The sequence below is a fragment of the Streptomyces maremycinicus genome (assembly GCF_001184025.1).
Lineage (GTDB): Bacteria > Actinomycetota > Actinomycetes > Streptomycetales > Streptomycetaceae > Streptomyces > Streptomyces maremycinicus.
The window spans coordinates 33,660-52,597 of sequence record NZ_BBYG01000026.1 but is presented as its reverse complement, the minus strand read 5'-3'; the positions used below and the strand labels follow the sequence as shown (position 1 = coordinate 52,597).

The window sequence follows — 18,938 nt, the reverse complement described above, 5'->3', positions numbered from 1 at the left end:
GCGGCGGTCAGCCGGTCTGGGGCGGCTGGTCCAGCGGGTGGGGGATACCGACCGGCTGGAACAGCCATCCGAAGTCGCCCAGTCCGCCCGGCGCGAGGAGCTCCGCGGCCTCTCCGGCGCCCGCGAGGGCGCGCACATAGGCGGAGGGGTCCGTGGACGCCAGTGACAGCGGCGGGCGGCCGCCGGTGACGCCCAGGGCGCGCAGCGCGGCGCGCTGCGTGAGCAGGCGCGCGTCGGCGGGTGCCCGCGCCGCGCTCCTTGCCGCGATCGCCCCGGCCTCCGCGCACGCGTCCAGCGCGACGTGGGACGTGATGTCACAGGAACCGTCCGGCACGGGTGCCGTCTCGCGGCCCTCCCGGAAGCCGGTGAGCGTCCCGAACGGGGGGCGCGCGTCCGCCGAGTGCGCGTAGTCCACCGCCACCGCGAGCCCGGCCTCCACACAGGAGACGGCGGACGCCCACGCGGTGTCCCGGGGCAGCCCGATCTCCGCCCGCAGCCCCTCCTCGTCCGCCGTCGGCCACCACCGCGCGAGCCACTCCGCCTCGGCGCCGGACACCCGCTCCCCGAGCCGCTCGACCCCGCTGTCCCGGACGAGCACCAGCCTGGGCACCCCCGCGGAATCGACCTCGGCGACCTCGACGGGCACGTTGTCCAGCCACTCGTTGGCGAACAGCAGGCCGGTGAGCCGTCGCGGCGGCTCGGACAACCACTCGATCCGGCGAGCGAGTCCGACGGGGCGGTCGGCGATCTCGACGGCGTACGCGCGCGTGCGTGCCGCCACATCGGCGGGGAGCGCGGCCAGCACGGCGGTGACCAGCTCGCCCCGTCCGGCGGCCATGTCGACGAAGTCGAGCGACGAGGGCCGGCCGAGCGCCTCGTCGACCCGGCACAGCAGCCGGGCCACGGCCCCGGCGAACAGCGGCGACGCGTGCACGGAGGTACGGAAGTGCCCGGCCGGGCCCTCGGGGCGGCGGTAGAAGCCGCCCGTTCCGTCCACGCCGTACAGCGCCGCCCGCGTCGCCGCCCGCCAGCCGCGCCACCCGCCCGAGCCCGTCGCCTTGTCCACCACCCGATCAGACTAGGCGTACAGGTGATCACGGCATCCACCTTGCGGAGTACGCGCGCCCGGACCGGATCGGCCCTCCGGTTGACCCCTGCACGCATCGGCCTTCCCTACTCTGGGTTACGTGCAGCGCCTCTATGACTTCCTCCGCAGACACCCGACCGGGGTCGACGGCTTCTGGGCCCTCGTCCTGTTCGGGATCTCCGCGGCCGCCGGCACCGCGGGCCAGGACCGCGGCGGCACCCACTCCATGGCGCTGCTGGTGCCGGTGGTGTTCCTGTTGTGCCTGGTCATCGCGTTGCGTCGGCGCATGCCCGAGCCGATGCTCGTGCTCGCCGCGGCGCTCGGAGTGGCTCAGCTGGTGCTGAACGTCGGGGTCACGGCGGCCGACTTTGCGCTGCTGGTGATCGTCTACACGGTCGCCGCGACCGGCGCCCGCTGGGCCTCCCGCCTCGCCCTGGTCATGGCGTTGAGCGCGGCCACCCTGGCGCAGCTGCGCTGGCCGCACGAGAACGCCAGCGTGCCGGGCCAGGTCGCCGTCATCGTCTTCCAGACGGTGCCGTTCGCCCTCGCCTGGGTGCTGGGCGACTCCATTCGCACCCGTCGCGCGTACTTCGCGCAGCTGGAGGAGCGCGCGGCCCGCCTGGAGAAGGAGCGCGAGGCGCAGGCGAAGGTCGCGGTCGCCGCCGAGCGCGCCCGCATCGCGCGGGAGCTGCATGACGTCGTCGCGCACAACGTGTCCGTGATGGTGGTCCAGGCCGACGGTGCCGCCTATGTCCTCGACGCCGCGCCCGACCAGGCGAAGAAGGCCCTGGAGACGATCTCCTCCACGGGCCGCCAGGCCCTCGCCGAGATGCGCCGCCTGCTGGGCGTGCTGCGTACCGGCGAGCACCAGGAGAGCGGCGAGTACGTGCCGCAGCCGGACGTCGAGCAGATCGAGGACCTCGTCGAGCAGTGCCGCGGCTCGGGCCTGCCCGTGGACTTCAAGGTCGAGGGCACGCCGCGACCGCTGCCCAGCGGCGTCGAGCTGACGGCGTACCGCATCGTGCAGGAGGCGCTGACCAACACGCGCAAGCACGGGGGGCCCAACACGGGCGCGAGCGTGCGCCTGGTCTACTTCGACGACGGCCTCGGCCTGCTCGTCGAGGACGACGGCAAGGGCGCCCCGCACGAGCTGTACGAGGAGGGCGGCGCCGACGGCGCGGGCCACGGCCTGATCGGCATGCGGGAACGGGTCGGCATGGTGGGCGGCACCCTGGACGCGGGCCCGAGGCCCGGCGGAGGATTCCGCATCAGCGCGCTGCTGCCGCTCAAACCCGCGCACTGACGCCGACGCACGCCCCTGGTGACACCTGTCACGCCCCCGGGCGCCCACCGCATCAACAGAAGAAGCAGATGAGATGGAAGAGGACTCGATGACGATCCGCGTGATGCTCGTCGACGACCAGGTGCTGCTGCGCACCGGGTTCCGGATGGTGCTCGCCGCCCAGCCGGACATGGAGGTCGTGGCGGAGGCGGGCGACGGGGTCGAGGCCCTCCAGGTGGTGCGTTCCACGGCGGTCGACGTCGTCCTCATGGACGTCCGCATGCCGAAGCTGGACGGCGTGGAGGCCACCCGGCGTATCTGCGCCGAGCCCGAACCGCCGAAGGTGCTGATCCTGACCACCTTCGACCTGGACGAGTACGCGTTCTCCGGGCTGAAGGCGGGCGCCTCCGGCTTCATGCTCAAGGACGTGCCTCCGGGCGAGCTCCTCGCCGCCATCCGTTCCGTGCACAGCGGTGACGCGGTGGTCGCCCCCTCCACCACCCGCCGTCTCCTCGACCGGTTCGCACCGATGCTGCCCACCACCGGCAAGGAGCCCCGCCACAAGGAGCTGGAGCGGCTCACGGAGCGGGAGCGCGAGGTCATGGTGCTGGTCGCCCAGGGGCTGTCCAACGGCGAGATCGCGGCCCGGCTGGTGCTGTCCGAGGCGACCGTGAAGACCCATGTGGGCCGCATCCTGACCAAGCTGGGGCTGCGCGACCGGGTCCAGGTGGTGGTCCTCGCGTACGAGACGGGGATCGTCCGGGCCGGCGGCCACGGCTGACCCGCCGCAGAGGTCCTAGCGGAGCATCCCTTCGAGGAAGTCGCTGCCCAGCCGGGCCACCACCGTCACGTCGAGCTGGTGCAGCACGTAGCGGCCGCGTCGGCGGGTGGTGAGCAGGCCCGCCTTCTTCAGGACCGCGAGGTGCCGGGATATCTCGGGGGCCGTCACGCCGTGCACCTGGGCCAGCTCGGTCGTGGTGTACGCGCTGCGCGCCAGCAGGCGGCAGATCCGCATCCGCACGGGGTGGGACAGCGCCGTCATCCGCAGGCTGAGCTGCTCCACCGAGGGCGGTGAGGCCAGCTCCGGCGAGCCGACCGGGTAGTGCAGCACCGGCTGCCAGCCGTACCGGTGCAGCACCATCAGGTGCGGCCAGCCCAGGCTCGTCGGCACCAGCAGCAGGCCGCCGTCCCCGGTGGCGCTGCGGCCCTGGACGAGCTTGTCCACGGTGATCCGCGCGGCGTCCGCGTCGAGCGTCACCGCGGAGGACACCGAGGCGAGGGCCTCCGCCAGGCCCTTGCGGCGCAGCAGATCCGTCTTGTAGCGGGCGTCCGTGGCGAGCGGGAGGCGCACCCGGGCCCAGACGTCGGCGAAGAACGCCTCGTCGCAGTCCTCCAGGAACTGCCTCAGCCAGGCACGCACGCGGGGCGGGTCGTCGAGCAGCCGCTCGGTGAAGCGCACCTGCCGCGGCCCGCGCGTGGCGGCCAGTTCGAAGGCGCGGCGACGCAGCTTCGGGTCGGCGAGCACACTGGGGCTCGGCACGTCGTACCCGGGAGCGCAGGTGAACTCCAGCGCGGAGTCCACGAACTGCTCGTCCGTCAGCTTGTCCAGGAGGTCGAGCTCCTCGGCGAGCGAGGCCCCGGGGAGCGTGCTTCTGCCCGGGATGCCCGCGTACGGCAGGAAGATGTCCGAGAACGTCGTCCGCCACAGGAAGTCGGCCTCGCACATCCGGTCCGCCAGATGCGAGTCGAGCCCGGCGGTCACGCCGGTGACCCAGCCCTGGAGGCCGGGATGGTGCCCCGGCTCGGACAGCGCGTGCAGCGCCATGCCGAGCTCGGCCAGGGGTGAGGGCACGACCGCGACCCTCTCCGGCCGCAGCCCCGCGATGTCGATGCTCAGGCTCATGACCTCATGGTGCACCCCGCCACCGACAACGCGGTCCTCGATTGACGGCCGCCGTCAATCGACGCGACGCGGGGCCTCAGGGGCTGCGCTGCGGCTGACTCTTTCCCGCCGGCCGCGCCCGCGTACTACCTGCCGACGACCTCGGCCACCCGGTCGACGAAGTCCCCGAGCGCCGCGCGCACGTCGTCCGCCGTCCACGTCAGGCCGGCGGAGGCGACCGTGACCTCGGTGTACGACAAGCCCGGTCCGCCGCGGCTCCAGGCACCCGCGAACAGCATCGTCCCCGTCCGCTCGGCCTGGAGCGTCGCCGCTTCCGAGAGCACGTCGGCCTCGTACGGCAGCCAGACCTGGAACTCGTGCGTGTGCGGCACCTCGGGGTGCACACGGGCCCACGGCACGCCCGCTTCGGCGAACCCCTCGCGCAGCGCGGCCGCCACCACGCGCGCGTGGACCACGTACTGCGGCAGCCGGGGCAGTTCGCGCTCCAGGCCGACGAGTGCCGCCAGGGCGGTGGGGAACTGCTGGAAGACCAGCCCGCCGTAGCGGTGCCGCCAGGTCTTCGCCTCCTCCACCAGCGTCTTCGGGCCGGCGAGCGCGGCGCCGCCGAAGCCGTCGAGGGACTTGTAGAACGACACGTAGACGCTGTCGGCCAGGTCCGCTATCTCCCGCAGCGGGCGGCCGAAGTGGTGGGTCGTCTCCCACAGGCGCGCGCCGTCGAAGTGCACCACGGCGTCCCGCTCGCGCGCCGCCTCCACGACCTCGGTCAGCTCCTCCCAGGAGGGGAGCACGTAACCGGCGTCCCTGAGGGGCAGTTCCAGCATCAGCGCCCCGAAGGGCTCCTCGAAGGCGCGCACCTCGTCGGCCGTGGGCAGCCGGGGCTCACGCGTCAGCCGGACCGTGCGCAGTCCGCTGACGGCGTGGAACGCGCCCCGCTCCCACACCTCGGGATGGCTCAGCGCGTGCAGCGCGACGGTCGGGTTGCCGGTGCGGCCCGCCCAGCAGCGCAGGGCGACCTGCTGGGCCATCGTGCCGGTCGGGAAGAACGCGGCGGCCTCCGTGCCCAGCAGCCCGGCGACCCGCTCCTCCAGGGCCGCCACGACCCCGTCGCCGTAGAGGTCCGCGGGCTCGTCCAGGTCGTGGACCTGCGGCGCGGCCTCGTGCAGCAGCGCGAGCCGGTCCCGCAGCGTGCCCCGGGCACCGTCGCGCGACAGCACGCGTTCCGCCGCCCGGTAGGCGGCCGCCCGCCGCTCCCGCAGGCGCTGCTGCGCCGACTTCTCCTCGTCGCGTTCCGCCGTGTACGTCATGCCCCGGATGATGCCGTGCGCCGGCCCGCGAGGTCACGGGCGTTTCCGGCTCCGGGCCCCGCCCCCGCCCCGCTTCGGACCCGGCCCCCGGCCTCGCTGCGGGCCCCGCCCGTGCCCCGCTCCGGCCCCGCCCCCGCCCCGCCCCCGCCCCGGCTCCCGGGCCGCAGGTCGGGAACGGGTGGGATTACCCACAGCCTGTGGACGACCGGACGCTCCCGGGACGGATAGCGTTAACATGACGAGAAATCGTCCGGTACCCGGAGCGGACTGGAACGGAAGGCCTCCGTCGCGTGAGTACAGCCCAACAGCCAGACCCCAGGGACCGCCCCGCGCGGCTCGCCGTCGGCGTCGTCGGCGCCGGCCGGGTGGGCCCCGCCCTGGCCGCGTCCCTCCAGCTCGCCGGGCACCGCCCGGTCGCCGTCTCCGGTGTCTCCGACGCCTCCAGACGGCGGGCCGCGCTGCTGCTGCCCGACGTGCCCCTCCTCCCGCCCGCCGAGGTCCTCCAGCGCTCCGACCTGGTGCTGCTGACCGTCCCCGACGACGCGCTGCCCGGGCTCGTGGAAGGCCTCGCCGAGACCGGAGCCGTCCGCCCGGGACAGCTGATCGTGCACACCTCGGGGCGGTACGGCACGAAGGTCCTCGACCCGGCCCTGCGCGCGGGCGGGCTGCCGCTGGCCCTGCACCCCGCGATGACCTTCACGGGCAGTGCCGTCGACGTCCAGCGCCTGGCGGGCTGCTCCTTCGGCGTCACCGCGCCCGACGAGTTGCGGCTGGCCGCCGAGGCCCTGGTGATCGAGATGGGCGGCGAGCCGGAGTGGATCGCCGAGGAGAGCCGGCCGCTCTACCACGCGGCCCTCGCCCTGGGCGCGAACCACCTGGTCACGCTGGTCGCCCAGTCCATGGAGCTGCTGCGGACGGCCGGTGTCGAAGCCCCCGACCGGATGCTCGGCCCGCTGCTCGGCGCGGCCCTCGACAACGCGCTGCGCTCCGGTGACGGCGCGCTCACCGGCCCCGTCGCGCGCGGCGACGCGGGCACGGTCGCCGCGCACGTCGCCGAGCTGCGCGAGCACGCCCCGCAGACCGTGGCCGGCTACCTGGCGATGGCCCGCGCGACCGCCGACCGCGCGCTCGCCCACGGGCTTCTCAAGCCCGAACTCGCCGAGGACCTCCTCGGGGTACTCGCCGACGAAGGCCACGGCACCCCCGGTCACCCCGGTGCCCCCGGCACGCACGGCACCGAAGGAGATGCCGGATGACCACCACCCTGCTGCGCACCGCCGCCGAACTGCACGCACGCGCGCGTGCCGGCCGCCGGGCCGTCGTGATGACCATGGGCGCCCTGCACGAGGGACACGCCACCCTCGTCCGCACGGCCCGGGAACTCGCCGGACCGCACGGCGAGGTCGTCGTCACGGTCTTCGTCAACCCGCTCCAGTTCGGCGCGGGCGAGGACCTCGACCGCTACCCGCGCACCCTGGACGCCGATCTCAAGCTCGCCGAGCAGGCCGGCGCGGACGTCGTGTTCGCCCCGTCCGTGGACGAGGTCTACCCGGGCGGCGAGCCTCAGGTCCGCATCACCGCGGGCCCCATGGGGGAGCGCCTCGAGGGCAGCTCCCGGCCCGGGCACTTCGACGGCATGCTCACCGTCGTCGCCAAGCTGCTGCACCTCACCCGGCCGGACACCGCCCTCTTCGGGCAGAAGGACGCCCAGCAGCTCGCCCTGATCCGCCGCATGACGCGGGACCTGAACTTCGGCGTGGAGATCGTCGGCGTGCCCACCGTGCGCGAGGAGGACGGGCTGGCCCTGTCCAGCCGCAACCGCTATCTGTCCGCCGCGGGCCGGCGCACCGCGCTGGCGCTCTCCCAGGCCCTGTTCGCGGGCCGTGACCGGCACGCCGCGCAGGAGGCACTGCGGGCCCGCGCACGTCAGGTGCCCGCCACGCGCGCGCGTGCCGAGGCGCTCAGCGCCCTGGGGGAGTCCCGCGCCGCGGCCGACGCGCACGCCGTCGCCAAGGCCGCCCCCGGCAACCCGGCGGCCGTCCGCGCGGCGGCCCGCCAGGTCCTCGACGAGGCCGCCCGGCTGGACCCGCCGCTCGAACTGGACTACCTCGCGCTGGTCGACCCCTCGGACTTCACGGAGATCACCGACCTCGAGGACGACTTCACCGGCGAGGCCGTCCTCGCCGTCGCCGCCAGGGTCGGCACGACCCGGTTGATCGACAACCTCCCCCTGACCTTCGGAGCCGCCTCGTGACCAGCACAGGCATACGACTGCACGCGCCCGCGCCCGGGTGGAACATCGCCGCGGACGTCGTGGTCGTGGGCTCCGGCGTCGCCGGTCTCACCGCGGCCCTGCGCTGCGAGGCCGCCGGCCTGACGACGGTCGTCGTCACCAAGGCCCGGCTCGACGACGGCTCCACCCGCTGGGCGCAGGGCGGCATAGCCGCGGCCCTGGGCGAGGGCGACACACCCGAACAGCACCTGGCCGACACACTGGTGGCGGGCGTCGGCCTGTGCGACGAGGAAGCCGTACGCATCCTCGTCACCGAGGGCCCCGACGCCGTGCGCCGGCTGATCGAGACCGGCGCCCACTTCGACGAGTCGGAGGAAGGCGGCCTGGAGCTCACCCGGGAGGGCGGCCACCACCGCCGCCGTATCGCGCACGCGGGCGGCGACGCGACCGGCGCGGAGATCTCCCGAGCGCTCGTCGAGGCGGTACGCGCGCGTGGCCTGCGCACGATCGAGAACGCGCTCGTGCTGGATCTGCTCTTGGACGCCGACGGGCACACCGCCGGAGTCACCCTGCACGTCATGGGCGAGGGCCAGCACGACGGCGTCGGAGCCGTGCACGCCCCCGCGGTCGTCCTCGCGACCGGCGGCATGGGCCAGGTGTTCGCCGCCACCACCAACCCCTCGGTGTCCACCGGCGACGGCGTGGCGCTCGCCCTGCGCGCGGGTGCCGAGGTCTCCGACCTGGAGTTCGTCCAGTTCCACCCGACCGTGCTGTTCCTCGGCTCGGACGCGGAGGGCCAGCAGCCCCTCGTCTCCGAGGCGGTGCGCGGCGAGGGCGCCCACCTGGTCGACGCGGACGGTGTGCGCTTCATGGTCGGGCAGCACGAGCTGGCCGAGCTGGCGCCCCGGGACATCGTCGCCAAGGGCATCATGCGCCGTATGCAGGAGCAGGACGCCGGGCACATGTTCCTCGACGCCCGCCACTTCGGCGCCGACATGTGGGAGCACCGCTTCCCGACGATCCTGGCCGCCTGCCGCGCCCACGGCATCGACCCCGTCACCGAGCCCGTCCCGGTCGCCCCGGCGGCCCACTACGCCTCCGGGGGCGTGCGCACGGACTCCCGGGGCCGGACGACCGTCCCGGGCCTCTACGCGTGCGGCGAGGTGGCCTGCACCGGGGTGCACGGCGCGAACCGACTGGCGTCGAACTCGCTCCTGGAGGGCCTCGTCTACGCCGAGCGCATCGTCACCGACATCGTGGAGGGCCGGCCGGACGACGGCCTGCCCGCGCGGGTGCCCGTGCCCGTCGACCACCCGCAGAAGCCGGCACACCCGCTCCTCGCCCCGGAGGCCCGGTTCGCCATCCAGCGGATCATGAGCGACGGCGCGGGCGTCCTGCGCTCCGCCGCGTCGCTGGAGAAGGCGGCCGGCCAGCTGGTGCGGCTGCACGCCGAGGCCCGCGACGCCCTCGACGAGAACGGCAAGACGGCCGAGCCCGGCGTCGACACCTGGGAGGCCACCAACCTCCTGTGCGTGGCGCGGGTCCTGGTCGCCGCGGCCCGGCAGCGCGAGGAGACCCGCGGCTGCCACTGGCGGGAGGACCACGCCGACCGCGACGACGCGAACTGGCGCCGGCACATCGTCGTACGGCTGAATCCGGACCGCACGCTCGCCCTGCACACCACCGATACCGCAGACTTCCCCCCGACCCGGCAGCACCTCCAGGAGCAGTGACAGACGTGAGCACCCCCGACCTTCCCCTTGCCCAGAGCGGCGGCTGCGGCGACGGCTGTGCCTGTGGCGCCGACACCGACCTCGCCGGCGAGGGCTACGCCGAGTACGCGGAGTGCGGGCTCGACCCCGCCCTCGCCCAGCTGCTGTCCGACGCCGGACTCGACCCCGTGGAGGTCGAGGACATCGCCAACGTCGCCATCCAGGAGGACCTGGCCCACGGCGTCGACGTGACCACCGTCGCGACCATCCCCGAGGAGGCGGTCGCCACCGCCGACTTCACCGCGCGCGAGGCGGGCGTGGTGGCGGGGCTCAGGATCGCCGAGGCGGTCGTCTCGGTCGTCTGCACGGACGAGTTCGAGGTCGAGCGGCACGTGGAGGACGGCGACCGGGTCGAGGCGGGCCAGAAGCTGCTGTCCGTCACCACCCGCACGCGTGACCTGCTCACCGCCGAGCGCAGCGCGCTCAACCTGCTGTGCCGGCTGTCGGGCATCGCCACCGCCACGCGCGCGTGGGCGGACGTCCTGGAGGGCACCAAGGCGCGCGTGCGGGACACCCGCAAGACGACGCCGGGCCTGCGTTCGCTGGAGAAGTTCGCCGTCCGCTGCGGCGGAGGCGTCAACCACCGCATGTCGCTGTCCGACGCGGCGCTGGTCAAGGACAACCACGTGGTCGCCGCGGGTGGCGTCGCCCAGGCCTTCGAGGCCGTGCGGGAGACGTTCCCGGACGTGCCGATCGAGGTCGAGGTCGACACCCTGCACCAGCTGCGGGAGGTGGTCGACGCCGGTGCCGACCTCATCCTGCTGGACAACTTCACGCCCGGGGAGTGCGCGGAGGCCGTCGGTGTCGTCGGCGGGCGCGCACTGCTGGAGGCGTCGGGCCGGCTGACCCTGGTCAACGCCAAGGCGTACGCCGACACCGGCGTCGACTTCCTCGCCGTCGGTGCCCTGACGCACTCCTCGCCGATCCTGGACATCGGTCTGGATCTGCGGGCGGCGGAGTAGGGAACGGGGACCGGCCATGCTGCTGACGATCGACGTGGGCAACACGCACACCGTGCTCGGCCTGTTCGACGGTGAGGACATCGTCGAGCACTGGCGGATCTCCACCGACGCCCGCCGGACCGCGGACGAACTGGCCGTGCTCCTGCAAGGCCTGATGGGGACGCACCCGCTGCTCGGAGAGGAACTGGGCGACGGCATCGACGGCATCGCCATCTGCGCGACCGTGCCCTCCGTGCTGCACGAACTGCGCGAGGTGACCCGGCGCTACTACGGCGACGTGCCCGCCGTGCTGGTCGAACCCGGCGTGAAGACGGGTGTGCCGATCCTCTTCGACAACCCCAAGGAGGTCGGCGCCGACCGCATCATCAACGCGGTCGCGGCGAACGAGCTCTACGGCGGTCCGGCGATCGTCGTCGACTTCGGCACGGCGACGACGTTCGACGCGGTCAGCGCGCGCGGGGAGTACGTCGGCGGGGTCATCGCCCCCGGCATCGAGATCTCCGTGGAGGCGCTGGGCGTCAAGGCCGCGCAGCTGCGCAAGATCGAGGTGGCCCGGCCGCGGAGCGTGATCGGCAAGAACACGGTCGAGGCGATGCAGTCCGGGATCGTCTACGGGTTCGCCGGCCAGGTCGACGGCGTGGTGACCCGGATGGCCCGCGAACTGGCGGACGACCCGGACGAGGTCACGGTCATCGCGACGGGCGGGCTGGCACCGACCGTGCTCGGCGAGTCCTCCGTGATCGACGAGCACGAGCCGTGGCTGACGCTGATCGGGCTGCGCCTGGTCTACGAGCGGAACGTGTCCCGCATGTGAGCGCCCCGCCCCCGCCCCTGCTCTCGCCCTCGCCTCCGCCCCGTCTTCGTGGGCGAGGGGAGGCGGGGTGAGGCGGGCGGAGGCAGGGGCGGAGGTGGGGTCACCAGGGTGGATCACCGACGCGCCACACCCGTCCCTTATGTCGAATTTGTCTGATTAGCGCGTATCGTCGCGGCATGCCCACGCCCTATGGATCCCGCGGCGGCATGGCGTTCGGCGCGGAGGAGCTGCGCGTGCTCCGCCGCGCCCTCGCCCTCGCCCTCCACCCCGGCCCCGTCTCCGCCGAGGACATCCAGGACTGCCATCGCCTCGCCGAGTCCCTCGACGAGGCGACCCGCGAGGCGGCCCGACTACGGGCCTTCCTGGTGGCCGACCTCGCCCGGTACCGCGCCGCCCTCCCCGGCACCGCGGCCGGCTACCTCGCGCTCCTCGAGGAGGTACTGCCGGCCGGCTACCGGCCCGAGCCCGACGACCTCGCCGCCCTGCGCGCCCTGCGCGGCAACCCCACGGCCGCCGCCCTCCTGCGCCGCTGCCAGACGCTCGCCGAACGCGACGTACGCGCCCGTCTGGCCCGCCGTGCGACCCGCAGGGCCCCGGAGGCCGCTCCCACCGTCCCGGCGTCCCGTACCCGGCTCCTGGCCCTCCCCGGGGGGCTCTCCGCGGACAGCTGCGCCCGCCCGGCCCTCGCCGCCGGCGATCAGGACGGGCGGCCGGCAGGGGAGCCGCGCGAAAAGCCCGCCGGGAAGCCCGCCACCCCTGCTCCCGGTCCGGTGCCGGCCGATCCCGCCCCCGAGCCCGGACGGCGGCCCGTCCCCACGCCGGGCGAGGTCTTCCCGCGCCGCAGGCCGGCCCCGCCGCCCGCCGGCCCGGAGGAGCGGCGGCTGGCGGCGGGCTGACACGGGGCGACCCCGCCCCGATGTCCCGCGCCGCCCTGGCTACCCTGGATCCATGGACTACGTCTCCGCGCTCGTGCCTCCCGTCGTCATGGCCGTGTTCTTCGTCGGTGTGATCAGGGTGATCGTGAAGACCCAGGGCGGCGCCAACAAGGCCAAGGAGGACGCGGCCGTCGACGCCGTCCTCGCGCGCGCGGACGGCGCCCGTCAGGCCGCCGTGAGCCCCGACGCCTGACCGTCCCGCGACGCTTCCGCACTGCCCGGGCGTGCGGCTCCTTTCGGAGCCGTACGCCCTTTTTGTTCCCGTTTGCCGATGAAAGCGCACGTCCGGCACGCGATTGGCGAGATCTCCCACTATTGTTCTGAGCTGTGCCTCGCCCATTGGGAGAACTCGAAGACTCGGTCATGACGCGGGTGTGGAAGTGGAACCGCCCGGTGACCGTTCGAGAAGTCCTGGAAGACCTTCAGCAGGAACGGTCCATCGCCTACACCACGGTGATGACCGTTTTGGACAATCTCCATCAGAAGGGCTGGGTGCGCCGTGAAGCCGAAGGCCGGGCCTATCGATATGAGGCGGTCTCGACCCGGGCCGCCTACGCGGCCGCCCTGATGAACGACGCCTGGGCGCAGAGCGACAACCCCGCCGCCGCTCTCGTCGCCTTCTTCGGGATGATGAGCGAGGAACAGCGGCAGGCGCTGAACGACGCCGTACGCATGGTCCAGGGACCGGAAACTGCCGGACCCGCGACTGCGGGGAGTCCGGAGAGTACGCGGAGTACGGGGAGTGCCGGTGAGAACCCCGGCTCGGCGACGGAGGCCGACGGGCGATAGCGTCCGCACATGTCAGCAGAGAGTCCCTCGGCCGAGAACCCCGAAGTCACCGCTAAAGCCATCACCGTCCGCCGGGCCCGGACCGGCGATGTCGCCGCCGTGCGCCGTCTCCTTGACGCCCACGTCCGCGGCGGCATCCTGCTCGACAAAGCGACGGTGACGCTTTACGAGGACATCCAGGAGTTCTGGGTCGCCGAACGCGACGACAACGCCGAGGTGGTCGGCTGCGGCGCCCTGCACGTGATGTGGGAAGACCTGGCGGAAGTCCGCACTCTCGCGGTGAAGCCCGGGCTCAAGGGCGCGGGCATCGGCCACCAGTTGTTGGAGAAGTTGCTCCACACCGCGCGCTGGCTCGGGGTTCGACGCGTTTTCTGCCTGACCTTCGAAGTCGACTTCTTCGGCAAGCACGGCTTCGTGGAGATCGGTGAGACGCCGGTCGACACCGATGTGTACGCGGAGCTGCTGCGTTCCTATGACGAGGGCGTCGCGGAGTTCCTCGGACTCGAACGAGTGAAACCGAACACCTTGGGCAACAGCCGGATGCTTCTGCATCTGTGATCGTCGAGGTCCATTCACACCGACCCGCCTTGCCCGGGTTCCCTATGTCCGAAACGCGCACGTTTCCGGGCGAGGAGCGGGCTGCGGGCTCCCGCCGGGGGTTTGTGTTTTCCCAGCAAAAGCGGTTTGCTTTCCGACGTACTGCTGTACTGCATATAACAGGGCGCGGCTAAACGGCGGACGCCGCGGACCCCCGGCCCTCACGTTTTCGATGAAAGGAAATCCGGTGGCACAGAAGGTTCAGGTCCTTCTTGTCGACGACCTCGACGGCGGCGAGGCGGACGAGACCGTGACGTTCGCGCTGGACGGCAAGACCTACGAGATCGATCTCACGACTACCAATGCGGACAAGCTCCGTGGACTTCTCGAGCCCTACGTGAAGGGCGGCCGTCGTACCGGTGGCCGTGCTTCTGGTGGGCGCGGAAAGGCGCGCGCCGCCACCGGTGGCAGCCAGGACACCGCCCAGATCCGCGCGTGGGCCAAGGAGAACGGCCACGAGGTCAATGACCGCGGCCGCGTTCCGGCGTCCATTCGCGAGGCTTACGAGAAGGCCAACGGCTGAGCGCTCGCGCGCCGCAGCCGGACACGGTGACAGTGCGTCGCCAGCGTGTCCACCAGCCGTACGAGATCGGGGGCGCCCCCAACGCCCCCCAGCGCCGACATCGTCGGCAGCGAGGCCTCGGCCTCGCGCCCTGCCACGGGGGGCCGCAGCCAGACAGCGGCCCCCTGCACCGGCCCGGGGTGGTCCGGTCCCCGACCGCGACCCTGGTCCGTGCCGGGGGGAGGCAGCGGGGCCTCGATGAGTCCGCCCGCGCCGGTCGCCGTCAGATCGAGCGGCAGCGTGCCCCACTCCAGCCACCGGAGGATCCCCGGCACCTCCTCGGCGCCGCCCGCCGCGACCAGCAGCAGCATCCGGTCGCCCCGCACGGCCACCGGCGAGCCCGGCGCGAGCCGCCGCAGCGCCGCGAGGCCCGCCTCGGCCGGCACGTCCAACACGTCGAAGCGCTCGCCCACCGAAAGTCGCACCGGTTCCCCGGGCACCGTCGGCCAGCCCAGTTCGTTCTCGTACCAGCCGCGGATCCGGTCGGCAGGTCCGGACGGATCGCCCGGACCGCACGGGTCCGCCGCCTCGGCCGGATCGCCCGGATCGAGCGGCCGGCGGGGGAGGGGGAGCATGAGGATCGCGGCGGCGGCCGAGCAGACAGCCGGCGGGACTGAGCCAACCATGCCAAGTGCAACCGTCCCGAAGGCCCCCGGGTTACGCTGGGTGTTTGTACGGATGCGCTCGGTGTCGACAATCGGGGCGGTCGGGGGCGTCGGGCGGCACAAGGTTGTTCGCCCGTAGCGGAGGAGACCGGTGCCCACGGCATGGACTGTCGGTAGCAGCGGGTAAGACATCCCTAGTGGGAGGGGGCGACACGCAGGAGAGGACGTCTCACGTTCGCCATCGGCGTACTGGCGACTGGGGTAACTGCCTGGCCTGCGGGAACATCGTCTCGCACCATCGGGTTGGAGCAGATGTCGGCGTTCGGGGTCAGGAGGCCATCGACGGTGTCGGCAGTTGGAATGAGCGGTCCCCGCTTGCGGGACTAAGCTGCGGAAGGACAGGGAGGGGAAGTTCCCCCCACTGCCTGACCGCTCTGAGGAGCGATTAACGATGTTCGAGAGGTTCACCGACCGCGCGCGGCGGGTTGTCGTCCTGGCTCAGGAAGAAGCCCGGATGCTCAACCACAACTACATCGGCACCGAGCACATCCTCCTGGGCCTGATCCACGAGGGTGAGGGTGTCGCCGCCAAGGCCCTTGAGAGCCTCGGGATTTCGCTCGAGGCGGTCCGCCAGCAGGTGGAGGAGATCATCGGCCAGGGCCAGCAGGCCCCGTCCGGGCACATCCCCTTCACCCCCCGTGCCAAGAAGGTCCTGGAGCTGTCGCTCCGCGAGGCCCTTCAGCTGGGACACAACTACATCGGCACGGAGCACATCCTGCTCGGCCTGATCCGCGAGGGCGAGGGCGTCGCTGCCCAGGTCCTCGTCAAGCTGGGCGCTGATCTCAACCGGGTGCGGCAGCAGGTCATCCAGCTGCTCTCCGGTTACCAGGGCAAGGAGACCGCCACCGCCGGCGGCCCTGCCGAGGGCACGCCCTCGACGTCCCTGGTCCTCGACCAGTTCGGCCGGAACCTCACCCAGGCCGCTCGTGAGTCCAAGCTCGACCCGGTCATCGGGCGCGAGAAGGAGATCGAGCGGGTCATGCAGGTGCTGTCCCGCCGTACCAAGAACAACCCGGTCCTGATCGGTGAGCCGGGCGTCGGCAAGACCGCCGTCGTCGAGGGCCTCGCCCAGGCCATCGTCAAGGGCGAGGTGCCCGAGACCCTCAAGGACAAGCACCTCTACACCCTGGACCTCGGCGCCCTGGTCGCCGGTTCCCGCTACCGCGGTGACTTCGAGGAGCGCCTGAAGAAGGTCCTCAAGGAGATCCGCACCCGCGGCGACATCATCCTGTTCATCGACGAGCTGCACACGCTGGTCGGTGCGGGTGCCGCCGAGGGCGCCATCGACGCCGCTTCGATCCTGAAGCCGATGCTGGCCCGCGGTGAGCTCCAGACCATCGGTGCGACCACGCTGGACGAGTACCGCAAGCACCTGGAGAAGGACGCGGCCCTCGAGCGCCGCTTCCAGCCCATCCAGGTCGCGGAGCCGTCGCTGCCGCACACGATCGAGATCCTCAAGGGTCTGCGTGACCGGTACGAGGCGCACCACCGTGTCTCGATCACCGACGAGGCGCTGGTCCAGGCCGCCACCCTGGCCGACCGGTACATCTCGGACCGCTTCCTGCCGGACAAGGCGATCGACCTGATCGACGAGGCCGGTTCCCGGATGCGCATCCGCCGGATGACCGCGCCGCCGGACCTGCGCGAGTTCGACGAGAAGATCGCCGGCGTCCGCCGCGACAAGGAGTCCGCGATCGACTCGCAGGACTTCGAGAAGGCCGCCTCCCTCCGCGACAAGGAGAAGCAGCTCCTGGCCGCCAAGGCCAAGCGGGAGAAGGAGTGGAAGGCCGGCGACATGGACGTCGTCGCCGAGGTCGACGGCGAGCTGATCGCCGAGGTCCTCGCGACCGCCACCGGCATCCCGGTCTTCAAGCTGACCGAGGAGGAGTCGAGCCGCCTGCTGCGCATGGAGGACGAGCTCCACAAGCGGGTCATCGGCCAGGTCGACGCCGTCAAGGCGCTGTCGAAGGCGATCCGTCGTACGCGTGCGGGCCTCAAGGACCCGAAGCGTCCCGGTGGTTCGTTCATCTTCGCCGGTCCGTCCGGTGTCGGTAAGACCGAGCTGTCCAAGGCGCTCGCCGAGTTCCTCTTCGGTGACGAGGACGCGCTGATCTCCCTCGACATGTCGGAGTTCAGCGAGAAGCACACGGTGTCGCGGCTCTTCGGTTCGCCCCCCGGATACGTGGGCTACGAAGAGGGCGGCCAGCTGACCGAGAAGGTCCGTCGCAAGCCGTTCTCCGTCGTCCTCTTCGACGAGGTCGAGAAGGCCCACCCGGACATCTTCAACTCGCTGCTCCAGATCCTGGAGGACGGTCGTCTGACCGACTCCCAGGGCCGGGTCGTGGACTTCAAGAACACGGTCATCATCATGACGACCAACCTCGGCACCCGGGACATCTCCAAGGGCTTCAACCTGGGCTTCGCGGCCTCGGGTGACAAGAAGTCCAACTACGAGCGCATGAAGAACAAGGTCTCGGACGAGCTCAAGCAGCACTTCCGCCCCGAGTTCCTCAACCGCGTCGACGACGTGGTCGTCTTCCCGCAGCTGACCCAGGCCGACATCCTCCGGATCGTGGACCTGATGATCGGCAAGGTCGACGAGCGCCTGAAGGACCGGGACATGGGCATCGAGCTCTCCCAGTCCGCCAAGGAGCTGCTGTCCACCAAGGGCTACGACCCGGTGCTGGGTGCGCGTCCGCTGCGTCGCACCATCCAGCGCGAGATCGAGGACACGCTCTCGGAGAAGATCCTCTTCGGCGAGCTGCGCCCCGGTCACATCGTGGTCGTGGACACCGAGGGCGAGGGTGAGACCAAGACCTTCACCTTCCGTGGCGAGGAGAAGTCGGCTCTGCCCGACGTCCCGCCGATCGAGCAGGCGGCCGGCGGTGCCGGACCGAACCTGAGCAAGGACGCCTGACCCTTCGGGGACTGAGCGCGTAGAGGGGCCGGTGCTTCACAGCACCGGCCCCTCTCGCATGTCTCGGGCCGCTCTCGTCTGCCCCGAGCGCGCCACGCGTCGCGCGGCCGTGCGGGACCTACGACAGCTGGCCGTCGTAGTCCGGCAGCTTGTACGTCGTCTCGGCGTGGCCGCCCGAGAGGTCGGTGGCGCTGTTGCCGATGTTCGCGATGATCGTGTAGCCCTTGTTCTCGATGCTGACGCGCTGGGCGGTCTTGTAGGCGGCGACGTCCTTGAACAGGTCGAGGAAGCCGCGTACGTAGAGGCCGGAGACCTTGTAGCCGACGTGCTTGAGGTTGTAGTCGGTCACCCCGGAGATGATCCCCGGGCGGGCGGTGACGAAGAACAGGGCGACGCCGTGCTCCTGGGCGTACCTGGCCACGTCGAGAACCGGCTTGTTGGCCGGCTGGGGGTAGCTGAAGCCGAAGTCGGTCTCCAGGGTCGTGTTGTCGATGTCGAGGACGATCGCCTGCTTCTCACCCGGCTCGGTGGCGGCGATGCGCTGCTTCAGCGCCGGGAGGGCCTGGTTCATCACGGCCTGGCAGTCCTGCTGCCAGGTCGCGTAGTCGACGTCCTCCGCGGCGGCTGCGGCTGCGGCGGAGGCCGCGGCTGGGGCTGCGGTGGTGACGGTGGAGGTGCCGGTGGCCGTCGCGGCCTGGGCGCCGACCGGTACGGCCATCGCCGTGACGGCCGCCGTCGCCACGGCGGTCATGGCGATGCGGCGCGTCCAGCTGCCTCTGGTCATGTGTGGGGTCCTCTCGCGTCCTTGCGCTGCCGGTGTCGTGAGCATGCTGATCGCTGGGGGTGGCCTGGGGGGAACCAGCGGGTTACTGGACGGTAGAGGCGGATGAGAGCCCGCTCACAGACCCGTGCACGTGACGTGAGCGGGGTCACAAGTGCCCTGCGGAGTACGGGAGTAGTCGCCGTCACATTCCGAAGTCCCTTGCAGGGGGCGGCCGGTGACATGGCGCACAGGCTTCGCGGACCCTACTACGTGGGGTAGTCGTAACCTGAATCGGACTAAAACGGACTAAATGCCCTCGGGTTCCGATCTCTGCCCGGGCCTCCGATATGGGC

Annotated in this window: 18 protein-coding genes; 13 read left to right on the top strand and 5 right to left on the bottom strand. The window is 72.1% G+C overall.

Translation table 11 applies throughout. From position 1 onward, the window contains the following. Positions 1-7: 7 nt before the first annotated feature. Positions 8-1,069, bottom strand: a complete 1,062-nt coding sequence (locus tag AOQ37_RS36340; protein WP_062651170.1) for an SAM-dependent methyltransferase — start codon at positions 1,067-1,069, stop codon at positions 8-10. A gap of 118 nt (positions 1,070-1,187) precedes the next feature. On the opposite strand from AOQ37_RS36340, the gene AOQ37_RS36335 reads away from it, so the two are divergent. Both AOQ37_RS36335 and AOQ37_RS36330 read left to right on the top strand, forming a co-directional pair. Further along, positions 1,188-2,390 (top strand): sensor histidine kinase, encoded by a 1,203-nt coding sequence (locus tag AOQ37_RS36335; RefSeq protein WP_062651168.1) that lies wholly within the window; start codon positions 1,188-1,190, stop codon positions 2,388-2,390. Between the two features lie 88 nt (positions 2,391-2,478). Continuing rightward, positions 2,479-3,150 (top strand): response regulator, encoded by a 672-nt coding sequence (locus AOQ37_RS36330; protein WP_062651259.1) that lies wholly within the window; start codon positions 2,479-2,481, stop codon positions 3,148-3,150. Positions 3,151-3,165: 15 nt separating this feature from the next. Here the strand turns inward: AOQ37_RS36330 and AOQ37_RS36325 are convergent, their stop codons facing one another. Continuing rightward, positions 3,166-4,272, bottom strand: coding sequence for a DUF5937 family protein (locus AOQ37_RS36325; RefSeq protein WP_062651167.1), 1,107 nt, complete (start codon positions 4,270-4,272; stop codon positions 3,166-3,168). A gap of 125 nt (positions 4,273-4,397) precedes the next feature. Continuing rightward, on the bottom strand, positions 4,398-5,576 hold the full coding sequence (locus AOQ37_RS36320) for a threonine aldolase family protein (RefSeq protein ID WP_062651165.1): 1,179 nt from the start codon (positions 5,574-5,576) through the stop codon (positions 4,398-4,400). Positions 5,577-5,866: 290 nt separating this feature from the next. Here AOQ37_RS36320 and AOQ37_RS36315 point away from each other — a divergent pair, with 290 nt between their 5' ends. The 10 genes from AOQ37_RS36315 to AOQ37_RS36270 all read left to right on the top strand — a co-directional run bounded on the left by AOQ37_RS36315 (position 5,867) and on the right by AOQ37_RS36270 (position 14,201). Further along, positions 5,867-6,832, top strand: a complete 966-nt coding sequence (locus AOQ37_RS36315) for a Rossmann-like and DUF2520 domain-containing protein (RefSeq protein ID WP_062651163.1) — start codon at positions 5,867-5,869, stop codon at positions 6,830-6,832. Further along, positions 6,829-7,830 carry a pantoate--beta-alanine ligase gene (panC, locus tag AOQ37_RS36310; protein WP_062651161.1) on the top strand — a complete coding sequence of 334 codons (1,002 nt, stop codon included), beginning with the start codon at positions 6,829-6,831 and terminating at the stop codon, positions 7,828-7,830. The genes AOQ37_RS36315 and panC overlap by 4 nt, the downstream gene beginning before the upstream one ends. Then, a complete protein-coding gene (locus AOQ37_RS36305) occupies positions 7,827-9,542 on the top strand; it encodes an L-aspartate oxidase (protein ID WP_062651159.1) in 1,716 nt (571 codons plus the stop codon). Before panC ends, AOQ37_RS36305 begins: the two co-directional genes overlap by 4 nt. Before the next feature lie 5 nt (positions 9,543-9,547). Beyond that, entirely contained in the window at positions 9,548-10,543 is a 996-nt protein-coding gene (gene nadC / locus AOQ37_RS36300; RefSeq protein ID WP_062651157.1) for a carboxylating nicotinate-nucleotide diphosphorylase, read from the top strand. A gap of 16 nt (positions 10,544-10,559) precedes the next feature. Beyond that, the gene (locus tag AOQ37_RS36295; protein ID WP_020132481.1) at positions 10,560-11,357 is read left to right on the top strand and encodes a type III pantothenate kinase; all 798 of its coding nucleotides are present in this window, start codon (positions 10,560-10,562) and stop codon (positions 11,355-11,357) included. Between the two features lie 206 nt (positions 11,358-11,563). Then, positions 11,564-12,253: a hypothetical protein gene (locus AOQ37_RS36290; RefSeq protein WP_062651155.1), complete on the top strand. Its 690-nt coding sequence runs from the start codon at positions 11,564-11,566 to the stop codon at positions 12,251-12,253. Positions 12,254-12,305: 52 nt separating this feature from the next. Further along, positions 12,306-12,485 (top strand): hypothetical protein, encoded by a 180-nt coding sequence (locus tag AOQ37_RS36285; RefSeq protein WP_062651153.1) that lies wholly within the window; start codon positions 12,306-12,308, stop codon positions 12,483-12,485. 146 nt (positions 12,486-12,631) lie between these two features. Next, positions 12,632-13,081, top strand: a complete 450-nt coding sequence (locus AOQ37_RS36280) for a BlaI/MecI/CopY family transcriptional regulator (RefSeq protein ID WP_267888030.1) — start codon at positions 12,632-12,634, stop codon at positions 13,079-13,081. 9 nt (positions 13,082-13,090) lie between these two features. Next, entirely contained in the window at positions 13,091-13,639 is a 549-nt protein-coding gene (locus AOQ37_RS36275) for an amino-acid N-acetyltransferase (protein WP_062651150.1), read from the top strand. A 226-nt stretch (positions 13,640-13,865) separates the two neighbouring features. Beyond that, the gene (locus AOQ37_RS36270) at positions 13,866-14,201 is read left to right on the top strand and encodes a histone-like nucleoid-structuring protein Lsr2 (protein ID WP_020132476.1); all 336 of its coding nucleotides are present in this window, start codon (positions 13,866-13,868) and stop codon (positions 14,199-14,201) included. Here AOQ37_RS36270 and AOQ37_RS36265 read toward each other — a convergent pair. Next, positions 14,180-14,866, bottom strand: coding sequence for an SCO3374 family protein (locus tag AOQ37_RS36265; RefSeq protein WP_199825145.1), 687 nt, complete (start codon positions 14,864-14,866; stop codon positions 14,180-14,182). The two genes, AOQ37_RS36270 and AOQ37_RS36265, sit on opposite strands and share 22 nt — an antisense overlap. A gap of 430 nt (positions 14,867-15,296) precedes the next feature. Here AOQ37_RS36265 and AOQ37_RS36260 point away from each other — a divergent pair, with 430 nt between their 5' ends. Further along, on the top strand, positions 15,297-17,822 hold the full coding sequence (locus tag AOQ37_RS36260) for an ATP-dependent Clp protease ATP-binding subunit (RefSeq protein WP_062651148.1): 2,526 nt from the start codon (positions 15,297-15,299) through the stop codon (positions 17,820-17,822). Positions 17,823-17,940: 118 nt separating this feature from the next. Here AOQ37_RS36260 and AOQ37_RS36255 read toward each other — a convergent pair whose 3' ends face one another. Then, positions 17,941-18,606 (bottom strand): HAD family acid phosphatase, encoded by a 666-nt coding sequence (locus tag AOQ37_RS36255; RefSeq protein ID WP_062651146.1) that lies wholly within the window; start codon positions 18,604-18,606, stop codon positions 17,941-17,943. Positions 18,607-18,938 lie beyond the last annotated feature (332 nt).